The 13,795-nt window shown below is 45.9% G+C and carries 12 protein-coding genes; 5 read left to right on the top strand and 7 right to left on the bottom strand.

All coding sequences use genetic code 11. The features are described 5' to 3' along the window. Positions 1-4 precede the first annotated feature (4 nt). Positions 5-514 carry a DUF2062 domain-containing protein gene (locus ACF8CV_RS15760; protein WP_005456245.1) on the top strand — a complete coding sequence of 170 codons (510 nt, stop codon included), beginning with the start codon at positions 5-7 and terminating at the stop codon, positions 512-514. 204 nt (positions 515-718) lie between these two features. Here ACF8CV_RS15760 and lolE read toward each other — a convergent pair whose 3' ends face one another. From lolE to lolC, 3 genes are read right to left on the bottom strand one after another with little or no spacing between them, the layout of a single operon-like run. Continuing rightward, a complete protein-coding gene (gene lolE, locus ACF8CV_RS15765) occupies positions 719-1,963 on the bottom strand; it encodes a lipoprotein-releasing ABC transporter permease subunit LolE (protein ID WP_015296461.1) in 1,245 nt (414 codons plus the stop codon). Between the two features lie 2 nt (positions 1,964-1,965). Then, entirely contained in the window at positions 1,966-2,673 is a 708-nt protein-coding gene (gene lolD / locus ACF8CV_RS15770; RefSeq protein ID WP_020840312.1) for a lipoprotein-releasing ABC transporter ATP-binding protein LolD, read from the bottom strand. Next, positions 2,666-3,874, bottom strand: a complete 1,209-nt coding sequence (lolC, locus tag ACF8CV_RS15775; protein WP_029785989.1) for a lipoprotein-releasing ABC transporter permease subunit LolC — start codon at positions 3,872-3,874, stop codon at positions 2,666-2,668. The genes lolD and lolC overlap by 8 nt, the downstream gene beginning before the upstream one ends. Positions 3,875-4,138: 264 nt before the next feature. Between lolC and ACF8CV_RS15780 the strand changes: the two genes are divergently transcribed. From ACF8CV_RS15780 to ACF8CV_RS15795, 4 genes are all read left to right on the top strand, one after another. Next, positions 4,139-4,708: a PilZ domain-containing protein gene (locus ACF8CV_RS15780; RefSeq protein WP_075983849.1), complete on the top strand. Its 570-nt coding sequence runs from the start codon at positions 4,139-4,141 to the stop codon at positions 4,706-4,708. Between the two features lie 5 nt (positions 4,709-4,713). After that, a complete protein-coding gene (gene mfd / locus ACF8CV_RS15785) occupies positions 4,714-8,175 on the top strand; it encodes a transcription-repair coupling factor (protein WP_075983848.1) in 3,462 nt (1,153 codons plus the stop codon). Between the two features lie 7 nt (positions 8,176-8,182). After that, positions 8,183-8,950, top strand: a complete 768-nt coding sequence (locus ACF8CV_RS15790; protein WP_021449347.1) for a peptidoglycan binding protein CsiV — start codon at positions 8,183-8,185, stop codon at positions 8,948-8,950. A 211-nt stretch (positions 8,951-9,161) separates the two neighbouring features. Beyond that, positions 9,162-9,710: a GNAT family N-acetyltransferase gene (locus ACF8CV_RS15795; protein ID WP_005481806.1), complete on the top strand. Its 549-nt coding sequence runs from the start codon at positions 9,162-9,164 to the stop codon at positions 9,708-9,710. 129 nt (positions 9,711-9,839) lie between these two features. Here the strand turns inward: ACF8CV_RS15795 and ACF8CV_RS15800 are convergent, their stop codons facing one another. The 4 genes from ACF8CV_RS15800 to lpoB all read right to left on the bottom strand — a co-directional run bounded on the left by ACF8CV_RS15800 (position 9,840) and on the right by lpoB (position 13,769). Continuing rightward, positions 9,840-11,129 (bottom strand): NAD(P)/FAD-dependent oxidoreductase, encoded by a 1,290-nt coding sequence (locus ACF8CV_RS15800; protein ID WP_005456272.1) that lies wholly within the window; start codon positions 11,127-11,129, stop codon positions 9,840-9,842. A 529-nt stretch (positions 11,130-11,658) separates the two neighbouring features. Further along, a complete protein-coding gene (gene ycfP, locus ACF8CV_RS15805) occupies positions 11,659-12,198 on the bottom strand; it encodes an alpha/beta hydrolase YcfP (RefSeq protein ID WP_005456278.1) in 540 nt (179 codons plus the stop codon). Positions 12,199-12,272: 74 nt separating this feature from the next. Continuing rightward, positions 12,273-13,154, bottom strand: coding sequence for a thiamine kinase (thiK, locus tag ACF8CV_RS15810; RefSeq protein ID WP_075983847.1), 882 nt, complete (start codon positions 13,152-13,154; stop codon positions 12,273-12,275). 24 nt (positions 13,155-13,178) lie between these two features. Then, positions 13,179-13,769 (bottom strand): penicillin-binding protein activator LpoB, encoded by a 591-nt coding sequence (gene lpoB / locus ACF8CV_RS15815; protein ID WP_005456187.1) that lies wholly within the window; start codon positions 13,767-13,769, stop codon positions 13,179-13,181. Between the last annotated feature and the right edge of the window lie 26 nt (positions 13,770-13,795).

The raw sequence follows: 13,795 nt of genomic DNA on the forward strand, positions 1-13,795 counted from the left end.
TCCTATGCCTAGAAAGCTGATAAAACGCTTCATGCCTGATCACGAAGTGATCAAACGCCAAAAAGCATTGAAGGTCTTCGGCAATGTGTTATACAACCCGAACCTTTGGTGCTTAAACCGTCGCTCTGCGTCAGGTGCTTTTGCCGTTGGCCTATTTATGGCGTTTGTCCCGCTTCCGAGCCAGATGATCATGTCTGCAGGTTTAGCCATTTTAATGGGCGTAAATTTACCTCTGTCAGTCGCTCTCGTTTGGGTCAGCAACCCTATTACCATGCCAGTCTTGTTTTACTTTGCTTACAAGCTCGGTGCATGGGTCATGCATGTTCCACCTCAGCCATTCCATTTTGAGCTATCTTGGGACTTTATCATGCAACAGATGAGCACGATTGGGCCTCCATTCCTATTGGGGTGCGCAATTTGCGGTGTGGGTTCTGCGATCATTGGTTATTTCGGTATTCGCGGATTGTGGCGCTACTCTGTCGTTCGCAGTTGGCAAAAACGAAAAGTAAGATAAGCGGATAAGACGCTAAAATCATTCGTTGCGACATGGCTTGAGGTTCAAACGACAATAAAGCTGAAACGAAATGTAAGCAAAGAATGAAAAGATGCTAATGAATACAAAAAAGGACCATGAAAGGTCCTTTTCTGTATCTAGAGTACTTAGCAAAATAAGTCATCGCTAACAACGATGTCTACGAGGCTAGCTTTCCTTCCTTCGCTACTTAGCACTCAAAACTGCGGCAGGGTTCAGTTTCGCTGCACGAGAAGCTGGGTACCAAGTGGCCAATAGGCTTAATACTATAGCGGTGGTCGACACCAATGCGACGTCAGGCCAATGCAACTGCGAAGGAAGAAAGTCCACAAAGTAGATGTCACCCGATAAAAACTGGTGTCCTATTAAGCCTTCAAGCCCCTTAATGATTGGAGTTAAATTCAACGCAACCAACACACCAACAAGGCTACCGACAAGGCTACCAAACACTCCAGAGAAGACGCCCTGCCAAACGAAAATACGTTTAATCAGACCATCTTTTGCCCCCATCGTACGCAAAATCGCGATCTCTGCTGCGCGGTCCTTCACCGCCATCATCAATGTCGAGACGATATTGAAACACGCCACACCAATCACTAATACCATGACTAAATACATGATCGTGCGTACCAACTGAATGTCACGGTAGAGAAAGCCAAACTGCTGCTGCCAACTCTTCAAATATACGTACACATTCACTAGGTTGCCGACTTCTCGAACGATCGAAGGCGCATCAAGAACATCATCGGTTTTTAGAGAAATTCCAGTTACGCCGTCTCCTAAACGAGCGTATTGCTGCGCATCCGCCAGCGGAACTAAAGCCAATGAATGATCAATTTGGCCGTTCAACGTCAAAAAGCCCGCCACTTTGACGCGCACACGTTTCGGCGCTTGAACTTTATTTGTGCCACCCGTTTGAGGAATCATCAACGTGACGTAGTCACCGACTTGCACCTTCAACTCATTTGCAACTCCTCGACCTAAAATCACTTGTTGTTGGCCTGAGTAAAAGTTCTGCCATGCCTCTGGATCAATAAAGTCAGACATGCTCGACACCGCTTGCTCATACGCAGGATCCACACCACGCACTTCAATCGCCTTTAGTTTACTGCCTTTTTCGGCTAAACCCGTAAAGCGGACGTACGGTGCGGCAGCAACGACATGCTCATGTTGCAGCGCTTGGTTCATCGTCTTGGTGTAGTTCTGCAGTGGCCCATTAACCCCTTCTAACTCACCATGAGGAATCACGGACAACACTCGCGACTGAAGCTCACGCTCAAAACCATTCATCGCCGAAAGGCCAATGATGATCACCGCCACGCCTACTGCAATACCAATGGTTGAAGAAAGAGAAATGAACGACACCATTTTGTTGCGCTTTTTCGCACGACTAAAGCGACCACCAATCATTAATGCTAAAGAAGAGAACAAAACTAGCCCTCCACCGATGCCGATTCGGTCATCAAACGATCCACCAGAAGGCCATCTTGCATGTGCATCTGACGGTCCATTTTTGCTGCGAGTTCGTTGTCATGCGTCACCACTAAAAAGGCGATGTTCGACTCTTTGTTTAATTCACGCATCAAATCGTAAATCGCCAAAGCCGTATTGTGATCCAGATTACCAGTTGGTTCGTCAGCCAAAACTAAGTCAGGCTTGTTCACAAGAGCACGAGCAATGGCCACACGCTGGCGCTCACCACCAGACAGCTCTGATGGGCGGTGATCCATACGATGGCTCAAGCCCACTTTCTCAAGCAGCGCTTTTGCCGCCTCTTTAGCTTCTGTCACTTTAGTACCGCCAATCAGCAGTGGCATTGCGACATTTTCGAGTGCCGTAAAATCAGCAAGTAAGTGGTGAAATTGATACACAAAACCAAGATGTTTGTTGCGCAAAGCAGCCTGCTTATTGGAGCTTAACGCCGATAGGTTCTGCCCTAAAAAATCCACTTCACCTTGCGTTGCGTCGTCCAATGCGCCAAGGATATGAAGCAGCGTACTCTTACCAGAGCCCGATGAGCCAACAATCGAAACGAGCTCACCTTTATCGATATCAAAGCTCACGCCTTTCAACACTTCCGTATCCAACGAACCTTCTCGGTATACTTTACGAATATCACGACATTCTAATAGCTTATTCATAGCGAAGTGCCTCAGCAGGTTTAACAGAAGATGCTCGGTAAGAAGGATAAACAGTAGCAGCCAGACTCAGAGCAATCGCTAGCACTACCACTAATAGAATTTGGAAAGAATCAATCACAATTGGTAAATGCCCGCCAAAGCTGAACAGAGCCACGCCAGCCGATTCCAAAATGGCGTTGAGGTTGAGTGACAACGCCACGCCAACCGCTCCGCCGACAATAGCCCCAATCACACCACTACTTGCGCCTTGCACCATGAAAATCGTCATGACTTGCGATTGCGTCATACCCTGCGTTTTCAAAATCGCGACTTCAGATTGTTTTTCCATCACCACCATGATCAAAGCAGAAATGATATTAAACGCTGCAACGCCGACAATGAGACCCAGCATTAAGCCCATCATGTTCTTTTCCATTTTCACAGCTTGGAAAAGCTCACCACGTTGTGCACGCCAATCACTCCACTGCCACCCTTCAGGCATCGGTTTATCAGCGAAATCCGTCACCATAAATGGGTCAGAGAAAAACACTCGCCAGCCAGATACGGTATCTTTGGGCAGGCGCATTAACTTAGCTGCATCCGCCATATTGACGATCATAAGCTGACCATCGACATCCGAACCGGTATTAAAAATACCAGCCACTGTGAAGTTGCGCTGACTAGGGATTCGACCAAGAGGGGTAAACTGCGTGGCGTTTGTCACCATTAAACGAACTTTGTCGCCAATAGAAACCTTAAGAGAGCGCGCTAAACTGTGGCCAAGAAATACTTTGTACTCTCCCGCTTGAAGAGAAGACAAACGACCCGCAATCAAATGGTTGGCAATCGGGTCGCCTTTCTTAGGCTCAATCCCAATCAAATAACCTGCCGTCAGTTGTGCCGAACTTTGAATTACCGCCTCTCCGCGAACAACAGGTTCTGGCTCAGCAACATCCGACATCGCTTGAATGAATTGCGGCGCAGACTCCGTCAGTGGAGTGCGACCATCATGTTGAGAAATCACCGCGTGAGGAAGAACACCAAGAATGCGCTCTTTCAGTTGTGCTTCGAATCCGTTCATAACCGAAAGCACAGTGACCAACGCCATCACACCGATCGTGATGCCCGCCGTCGACATATAAGAAACAAATCGGCTAAACCTATCTCCGGAGCGTCCCCGAAGATATCTCAAGCCAATAAACAAAGAGATAGGATGATACATACAGGACAAACCAACTGGTTTTCTAATAAGGGCGATTGACCCTAGTTCTAAATAATAAGAGTTATCTTACCTTACTCTTCTCATGAAGAAGACAAGATAATCGCTAAATTTGTCAACGACATGCAATAAGTCTGCATTTAGGGCAAAAAGTTCAAACGCAGTAGTGGTAAACTTGATAACTTCATTCAGTTAGCGATAATCAGTGCCCTATCCCTCTTATTAGTAGTGAAATGAGAGTGCTCGCTGGCAACAAAGGACCGATTTATGACAGAGCAAGAATACTTCACCGTTCACCATAACCTCACCATTAACGTGGAAACCTTGGGGACCGATTTTGCTTTGCCAGACGAAGAAACGTTTGTGTCAGAAATTCCTGCGCCTTTTATTGTCGCGAGCGAGTTCAGCCACTTAGATACATTGGCAGATAACGCACGCCTAGAGCTGCAAAATAAAGAGCTTAAACACGTTATTAGTTTGCTCGATACGCAAAACTCAAAGCTCAACTTACTGCTGAGCTTTATGTTATCTCAACAAGATGATATTTCGGTTCGCTTCCAGACCACTCAATTTGGTGCAAGTCAGTTGAGTTACCGATCATCAAGCCCAGTTGAAACGGACCAATTTGTCCGAGTGAAACTCTTTCTTGACCATCCTGCTGCGGCAATTTACTGCTACGCTCAAGTCGTAGAGTGTGTCGCCTCTGAGCAAGGGTTCGTCGTCACTCTTAGATATAAAATGCTCAGAGAAGCAGACCAAGATTTGCTCATTAAAGCCGCTTTATATCAACAACAAAAACTTTTACGTCAGCGCTCACTGGAGCGAGATAAAAAATAACTCCTATGACCAAAGCAACGATACTTTCCGTCACCAATCCAACTGAGCGTGGCGACAAAAAACAACTTGGCAACTTACCCGGTGCAGCGCTGCCACTCGCCATTGCCGAACTGGCCAAGCAGCATTCAAGTCACTCACTACTGGTTGTGCCAGATCCGCAGATCGCGTTGAAACTGCAAGCAGAAATCGAACAGTTTACCGACCAACCGGTAAGCCTTTTCCCTGATTGGGAAACGTTGCCATACGACAATTTTTCTCCACACCAAGAGATAATTTCTGACCGTATTGCTCGCCTATACCAACTGCCGAATCAACGTGGCGGTGTCACTATCGTGCCAGTCAGCACTGTTCTTCAGCGCCAATCTCCGCGAGATTTTTTGTTACAGCACACACTAATGGTCAAAACAGGCGATAATTTCTCGCTAGAAAACCTGAGAGTGCAACTAGAGAACTCGGGTTACCGTCACGTAGACCAAGTATTTGGGCCGGGTGAATACGCGAGCCGAGGTTCGATTCTCGACTTATTCCCGATGGGCAGTGCTGATCCTTACCGTATTGACTTTTTCGATGATGAGATCGACACCATTCGCACTTTCGATCCGGAAAACCAGCGTTCTATTGAAGACATTCAGCAAATCCAATTACTGCCTGCGCATGAATTCCCAACGACGAAAGAAGCGATTGAAGATTTCCGTACTCGTTGGCGCACCCAGTTTGAGGCGAGACGCGAGCCAGAATCCATCTACATGCAAGTCACCAAAGGAACGTGGCCGGCAGGCATTGAATACTGGCAACCACTGTTCTTCGACCATACCGAAACCCTGTTCGACTACTTACCTGAAAATTCGCAGCTGATCACATACGGCGACATTGAAGCAGCTGTCGACACATTCTTAAATGACGTCGAATATCGCTACGATCAAAAGAAAATTGATCCTCTGCGTCCACTTCTTGCCCCACATGATTTGTGGCTCAAGAAAGACGAATTGTTTGCACACTTCAAACAACTTCCTCAGGCACAGCTCAGCCTAGAGAAAGTAGTGAAACGTGCTGGCCGCCAAAACTTAGCGGTACAAACACTGGCAGAACTTGGCGTTCAACAGCAAAACAAAGAGCCATTATCTCGTTTGCGCCAATTCAGCGAACAATTTACGGGCAAAATCATCTTTTCGGTGGAATCGGAAGGTCGACGCGAAGCCCTGACTGAGCTTCTGCAAGGCATCAAAGTTCGCCCAGTGGTGCAAGAATCGCTGTATCACGCTTTGGAGTCAGATCACCGTTTCACGTTGATTCTTGGTTCAGCAGAACACGGCTTTATTCATGACGAGCTGAATTTCGCGCTGATATGCGAAAGTGACTTGCTTGGCGATCGCGTAATTCAACGCCGTCGCAAAGACAAAAAAGCCGTCAACAGTGACACTGTTATTCGCCACCTTGCCGAGCTGAAACCAGGCCAACCTGTTGTTCATATAGACCACGGCATCGGCCGCTACATCGGTCTGCAAACCCTTGAAGCGGGGGGAATGAAAACCGAGTATGTGACGCTTGAATACCAAAACGACGCCAAACTTTATGTTCCCGTTTCCTCGCTAAACTTGATCAGCCGTTACTCTGGCGGCGCTGAAGAAACGGCTCCTCTGCACAAACTTGGCGGAGAAGCGTGGTCGAAAGCACGTCGAAAAGCAGCTGAGAAAGTACGCGATGTTGCAGCAGAGCTACTTGATGTATACGCGAAACGTGAGCTAAAACCGGGCTTTAAATTTGCCTTGGATCGAGGCCAATACGCGACCTTCAAAGCAACATTCCCGTTTGAAGAAACCGATGATCAAGCCATGGCAATCAACGCGGTGCTTTCCGATATGTGCCAAGCAAAAGCCATGGATCGTTTGGTGTGTGGTGACGTTGGCTTTGGTAAAACAGAAGTTGCCATGCGTGCGGCCTTTGTTGCTACGGACAACAGCAAACAAGTTGCCGTACTCGTGCCAACAACCCTGCTTGCTCAGCAGCATTTTGAAAACTTCCGTGACCGCTTCGCGAACTTGCCAATCCGAGTCGAGGTGCTTTCTCGCTTTAAATCAGCCAAAGAGCAAAAAGTGATTTTGCAAGATGTTGCGGATGGCAAAGTTGATATCGTCGTCGGTACGCACAAATTGCTCTCCAGCGACATCAAATTCAAAGATTTGGGTTTGTTGATCGTCGACGAAGAGCATCGCTTCGGTGTTCGTCAAAAAGAGAAAGTCAAAGCGATGCGCGCTGACGTGGACATTCTCACCCTAACGGCAACGCCGATTCCTCGTACGCTGAACATGGCAATGAGTGGTATGCGTGATTTGTCGATCATCGCCACACCACCAGCACGTCGTTTAGCTATTAAGACATTTGTTCGCGAACGTGAAGAGTCCGTGGTGCGAGAAGCCGTACTGCGTGAAATCATGCGTGGTGGTCAGGTTTACTTCCTGCACAATCAGGTTGAAACCATTGAAAAAACGGCAGAAGATTTACAAAAACTCATTCCAGAAGCCCGTATTACCGTGGCACACGGCCAAATGCGTGAACGCGAACTAGAACGCATCATGAATGATTTCTACCACCAGCGCTTTAACGTGTTGGTGTGTACCACCATCATTGAAACGGGTATCGACGTTCCGACGGCCAACACAATCATTATGGATCGTGCTGACAACCTTGGCTTGGCGCAACTGCATCAATTGCGTGGCCGTGTTGGTCGCTCTCACCATCAAGCTTACGCTTATTTGTTAACGCCACATCCAAAAGCAATGACCAAAGATGCCATTAAACGTCTCGATGCCATTGCTTCACTGGAAGACTTAGGCGCGGGCTTTACTCTGGCAACGCACGATTTGGAAATTCGTGGCGCTGGTGAACTGCTTGGTGACGAACAAAGTGGTCAAATTCAATCTGTTGGTTTTACACTGTATATGGAAATGCTTGAACAAGCGGTTGAAGCGTTGAAAGAAGGTAAAGAGCCATCATTGGATGATCTGCTTCGTGAACAAACAGAAGTAGAACTGAGAATCCCTGCGCTACTGCCTGATGATTACATTCCAGACGTCAATACGCGTCTGTCGATGTACAAACGAATTGCGAGTGTGAGCGACAGCGATGAGCTATCCGAATTAAAAGTTGAGCTGATCGACCGCTTTGGCTTACTTCCTGATGCCGCGAAGAACTTGCTGGCTGTCTCAGAATTGAAATTTGCCGCAGGTAGTATTAAAGCGAAGAAGATAGAAGCCCATGATAAAGGTGGATTTATCGAGTTTTACCCTGATGCTGACATAAATCCAGCGTATTTAGTTAAACTCCTGCAATCACAGCCGCAAAAATTTGCAATGGAAGGTCCAACTAAGTTCAAGTTTAGCGTACCATTGGCGGACCGACGTAAACGCATTCAGTTTGTACAAGACTTACTGAATGATTTTAAACAGAATTTATTACCAACGAGCTAATAGTCGAATGAGAATATTGATCCCGTTATTGCTTCTATGTGTCTCAATGCCTTCTTGGGCTGCGCGTCAATTTGATATTGAAGTAATTATTTTCAAGCGAGCAGTCGACGCTGAAAGCACTACTGAATCTTGGCCAAACCAACTGCCTAAAATTGACATGGAAAATGTAGGCAGTTTGGACAGCGAAGCCTACCGCCGCTCTAAAGGCGTAACTCTGTTACCTCGCTCTTCTTTCCGCTTAAACGCACAAGAAGCGGCGCTGAACAATCATGCCGGATTTAAAGTGCTAAAACACGTAGCATGGCGTCAAGGTGATCGAGGTAAAGCAAGCGCGCCAATCTTTCGAATTGTAGGTGGTCGTGATTTCTCTGGCTCTTACAATGCAGATGGTAGCCCGATTAATGGCAATAACAGCTACTCTAGCGATGGCTATAACGAAGAAACCATCAACGGCCCACTGTATGAGTTAGATGGCAAATTCCAAATTTACGTGCAGCATTACTTGTTTGCAGAAACCACGCTGGATTTGCGTGAACCAAGCGTTCGTGAAGTTCGCTTTGAGTCTAAATCAACTGACCAGTTGAATGATGAACTCGGTGATGTTGACGGCAACGTTCAAGTGGGTAACCTCGCAGAAATCTCACCAACGGTGACTGAAGAAACCTTCTTAAAGAGCTACCGATTGGATCAAAAACGCCGCATGAAAAGCAGCGAAACGCACTACTTAGACAACCCTCTAATGGGAATGATCATCCAAGTGCGACGAGTTAACTAAACTTCGACAGTTCTACAAAGCGCAGCAATCGCTGCGCTTTGTTTTATCTGCCACTTCATATCACCTAAACTCATTTAATCACAACCATGCCAGTAGTCACTCGGTTTGAGCCTTAGCCTTTGAGCGAAGTAAACCCAAGCCAACAACTACAATGACCTAAGGAACGAAAGGTCGGTATCTCTAAAATCAGCAATGGAAGTCGTATTTATTCATGAGCCCAGATTTTGAAATCATCACCCCTCGCCTAGCCCTTCGTCTTATCCCAGCAGATGACGCTCACTCGCTACAACGATTGCTCTCCCAATCCCCATCTTTGCATACTTGGCTTGATTGGTGTGACGCAGAAGTCTCGCTAAAAGATGCCCAAGACTTTCTACTAGCAACACGTTTAAATTGGGTCAAAACGGAAGCATTTGGTTTCGGTATTTATGATAGAGATAGCAATACCTTGCTGGGAATGGCAGCCGTGAATGAGCTTTACCATACGTTTAATATGGCGAGTATTGGTTATTGGGTAGCAGACCGTTACCAAAGACAAGGCTACGCTCAAGAGGCGATTAAAGCGTTGGCAGAATTTTGTTTTGCGAAACTGAGCTTAACGCGTATTGAAATCGTTTGTGATCCTGATAACAACGCCAGCCAAGCTTTGATCGAATCCGTTGGAGCCAAAAAAGAAGCCATCGCCAGAAATCGATTTATTTTCCATGGCAAACCAAAAGATGGCGTCGTGTATTCACTTCTGCCAACTGATTTGCTGTAAGACAGCGGTAAGCGTTGGAAGGTGTAAGCTTTATTTGGGACGGGACAAAATAGAAATAAAAAGCCACCGACTTGCGGTGGCTTTTTCTATTCTATAGTTTCAACACTGAAACTGGCTGAATCGCCGAAATTAGTGAAGCTTAAGGTTTGGACGCAATACACGGTTAATGCGGCCAACCAGCATCATCAATCCTGTTTTGAACACGCCGTGAAGTGCCATCAAGTGCATGCGGTATAGTGAGATATAAACAACACGTGCAATACGGCCTTCAACCATCATCGACCCTTTGGTTAAGTTACCCATCAAGCTACCTACTGTAGAGAAGCGGCTTAGAGACACTAAAGAACCATGGTCTTTGTACACGTAGTTTTTCAACTCACGACCATTTAGCTTCGCCACAATGTTGCTGAACGCTTGGCTAGCCATTTGGTGCGCAGCTTGCGCACGAGGTGGCACAAATGAGCCGTCTGGTTGTGTGCATTGCGCCAAGTCGCCGATAACAAAAATATCGTCATCACGCGTTGTTTGCAGTGTTCCTTTCACAACCAATTGGTTAATACGGTTTGTTTCTAGACCTGCAATGTCTTTGATGAAATCAGGAGCTTTGATACCCGCAGCCCAAACCATGATTTGCGCAGGAATCTTTTCGCCATCTTTGGTAGTTAGGCCGTCTTTCTCCGCCTTAGTCACCATCGTTGCTGTACGAACGTTTACACCCAGCTTAACAAGCTCTTGATGCGCCGCAGACGAAATACGTGGTGGCAATGCAGGAAGAATGCGCTCGCCCGCTTCAATCAGGTTAACATTCAGCTTGCTTGAATCTAGATCACCAAACCCGTAAGTGCGAAGTTCTTTCACGGCATTGTGCAGCTCAGCCGATAGCTCAACGCCCGTTGCACCAGCACCAACGATCGCGATATCCACTGTACCATTACCGTTTTTCGCATGCAGCTTTAGGAACTCATTGTTCATTTCTGTACGGAAACGGTGCGCTTGTTCTGGGCTATCTAGGAAAATACAGTTTTCGCGAACGCCTGGAGTGTTGAAATCGTTCGATGTTGAACCAATCGCCATCACTAGAAGATCGTATTCTAGCTCGCGGCTTGGCATAAGAAGTTCACCGTGCTCGTCTTTCAGCTCACTTAAAATGATCACTTTACGTTCACGGTCGATGTCTTGAAGGCTACCCATTTGGAAATCGAAGCTATGGTTTTTCGCATGAGCACGGTAGCTCAAAGCGTCAACACCTTCATCCAAAGAACCCGTTGCAACTTCATGCAACAGTGGTTTCCACAAGTGGCTCGCTTTACGGTCTACTAGCGTAATTTGCGCACGGTTCTTACGACCAAGAGTACGGCCAAGCTTAGTCGCCAACTCAAGGCCACCAGCACCGCCGCCTACAACGATAATGCGTGTCACAATGATTTTCCTCTACAAAAATGAATATATGGGGTTCAGCCCGATGTCTCACTCACAGCAAATCTGCGGTAAAACATCCAACCGATGAATTCTTGGTTCTTAGAGGTGTCTCAGCTTGTTTGGATTAAAACGGATGCCTATGTTTTTCGTTGTTATTACTGTTTGTTCATTGGGCATCATTTACATCGCCTGAAACATACGATTCCAGACAAAAGTGGGCAAGTTTCTCACTCGCTCTCAATTTTTTTTGATATTTATCAAATTATTTTAGTCTGGTTCATTATATAGAGCCATCCTTTGAAGGCAACCAAAATCCTTACTCTGGATGCGGATTGACTACTTTTCGACTACTCTACAACAAGGTATTCGTGCCACATAGTTCATCAGTAAGAAAACCATAGAAAGAACACAATATTCTTGCCTTTAAACGGCTGAAAATGTGAGCTGGAGTAATCCAGCGAAATGGGACAGATAGAAAAACAGCACTGCAAGCAGTGCTGTTTAAATCGTAAACAATGAGTTTTGCGTACTAGGTATTTTTGAACTCTTTCATCGCTTGAAGATGCTGAGAGATTTTCTTGAACTTATGTGACTGCGATTCATCCCAGATGATGTCGTAGTGCTTTTCTAACTCAGAAGCCGTTTTTGTATTGTCATGAATTTCATCTTCTTTCGACAAAATCACTAAACAGCGCCCTTGGTTTTTAGCTCTGAACTGATCTACACACTTCGTTGCAATATCTTCGTATTCTTCTGGTCGATCGATGCGACCAGCCATGGTGTTTTCTGGATGTAAGTTCGGATTGAACATCACTTGCTTAATACCACACAAGAAACCAATACGCTCAGACCAATACCCACCAAGGCCAACCCCACAGATAAGTGGATTAGGATCATCAGACTGATCGATAACCTTCGACACTTCTTTTAGCAGGTGCTGCATGTCATGTTTAGGATGAAGCGTGCTGTAATTAATGAAACGGACATCGTCATCGATGAACTGTAGTTGAAGAACTTTTTCGTGGTTACCTGGGCTTGTACTATCAAAGCCGTGCAAGTAAATAATCATGTGTACCTCTCCCTGTAAAATCTGGTACTTTTTTTAAAACTACCACTATTTCCTTACTGATAAAGGGGAAAACGTCACGAGTTCTCAAAACAGTGATCTTCTAAACACAATAAATCTTTAAACTCTTGCGCACTGTTTAAGTATTGTTCATCTCCCCACAATTTATAAGCAAGCAAGTACCAAAGCATTGCCATCACTAAAGTGCGGGGGTGCCACGCTTTTACTCCTTCAAGCCAAACTGAGGTATTTTCAATATTTCGAATCTGGCAATAGCGTTCAACCGACTCTTCTATTGGCGAATCGGTAATTTGCAAAATGAGCGTTAAATCTAATCTTGGATCTGCAAGGCTTGCGTACTCCCAATCAATGACTTTCACGCCCTGCTCTCCCCGAACTAGGTTGTAACACCCCAAATCAAAGTGACACAGCGCTAACGGAATTTGCTCAACACTAGGTTCAGAACGCCACTGTTTGTATAGAGTTTCAAATTCTGAACCGACGTACTTTCCTTCTAACTCCAACCAATAATGATCAATTCGCGAGATGTAAGAAAATGGCACAACAGGTATGGAGCTCGAATGGTATTGATGAATGATCGCCGCGATGGGTAAGAGTTCTTCCAACTCGATGCCATCTTTTGTCAGCGTGATCCCATCGATCCACTCCACTAATAACCCTTGCTCATGAACGAAGATCGGCTTTGGCCCGAGATTTAGCGACTCGATCGCATGAAGAACTTGATACTCGTTATGACGAGAGATAGAAAAAGCCTTGCATACGTTGCTGGTCGGTCGCCAGACATAAGCAAGGCCTTGAGAAGATTCCAACCGCCAACAGCGGTTGGTGAGCCCGCCGGTGACGGTTTGCACCTTCACCAGTGGTTCTGAAAAGAAGCCATCTAACGCATTTAAGCTCGGATCTAACTGTTTTGCTTGTTGCCAAGAAAACCACGCCATTGATGACTTCTCCATTATGGTCAATTAAAGGCCAAATAGGCTCTTAGATTGCTCTTTGCGGATTTCTGTTTCATCAGCCCATTCGATTAGGCCTGTTTCCAAATCCATCAAACGCATTGTCATTTTGTAGTATACATCTTTATCGCTACCTGCATTTTTCACGATGCTAGAAAGGTTACCGTAAAGCATGTATTGCGCACCGACCATTTTACCAAACTGAATTGCTGTACTTTGGTTAACAAGCTCGTCCGTATTTTGGAAGTTAAGTTGTTCACGAACCGATTCTACGCGGTCCATATCAACAAAGCGGAATTTGCCTGAGTTCAGCATTTTAGTTGAGATGGTATCAGTGATCGATTCAGTGTCGATGTGCTCACTGGTTTTGTTCTTGATTCGCTCAACAAACACGATTGGACGTTGGTCACGAGTAATTGCTGCTACTGAACCTGACATCATCATGCTGTCTACCATCTCGCCAGCAATTTTTTGTAGGTCCGTCGAACCGAAATCGATGGTTGTCGTTTCAGTCGCTTGTGAATCACCGTAAGAGACTTTGTTAGAACAACCACCCAAAATAACGGCTAGACCTAAAAGAGCAATAATACTTTTTTTCATGAGAGTTCCTTAGTTATATCAATACC

Source organism: Vibrio sp. zbq_1, from assembly GCF_043102935.1.
GTDB classification, from domain to species: Bacteria; Pseudomonadota; Gammaproteobacteria; order Enterobacterales; family Vibrionaceae; genus Vibrio; species Vibrio parahaemolyticus.

Coding starts and splice junctions, on each gene's coding strand:
- ACF8CV_RS15760 (WP_005456245.1), top strand. CDS start 5: ATGCCTAGAAAGCTGATAAAACGCTTCATGCCTGATCACGAAGTGATC.
- lolD (WP_020840312.1), bottom strand. CDS start 2,673: ATGAATAAGCTATTAGAATGTCGTGATATTCGTAAAGTATACCGAGAA.
- lolC (WP_029785989.1), bottom strand. CDS start 3,874: ATGTATCATCCTATCTCTTTGTTTATTGGCTTGAGATATCTTCGGGGA.
- ACF8CV_RS15780 (WP_075983849.1), top strand. CDS start 4,139: ATGACAGAGCAAGAATACTTCACCGTTCACCATAACCTCACCATTAAC.
- mfd (WP_075983848.1), top strand. CDS start 4,714: ATGACCAAAGCAACGATACTTTCCGTCACCAATCCAACTGAGCGTGGC.
- ACF8CV_RS15790 (WP_021449347.1), top strand. CDS start 8,183: ATGAGAATATTGATCCCGTTATTGCTTCTATGTGTCTCAATGCCTTCT.
- ACF8CV_RS15795 (WP_005481806.1), top strand. CDS start 9,162: ATGAGCCCAGATTTTGAAATCATCACCCCTCGCCTAGCCCTTCGTCTT.
- ycfP (WP_005456278.1), bottom strand. CDS start 12,198: ATGATTATTTACTTGCACGGCTTTGATAGTACAAGCCCAGGTAACCAC.
- thiK (WP_075983847.1), bottom strand. CDS start 13,154: ATGGCGTGGTTTTCTTGGCAACAAGCAAAACAGTTAGATCCGAGCTTA.
- lpoB (WP_005456187.1), bottom strand. CDS start 13,769: ATGAAAAAAAGTATTATTGCTCTTTTAGGTCTAGCCGTTATTTTGGGT.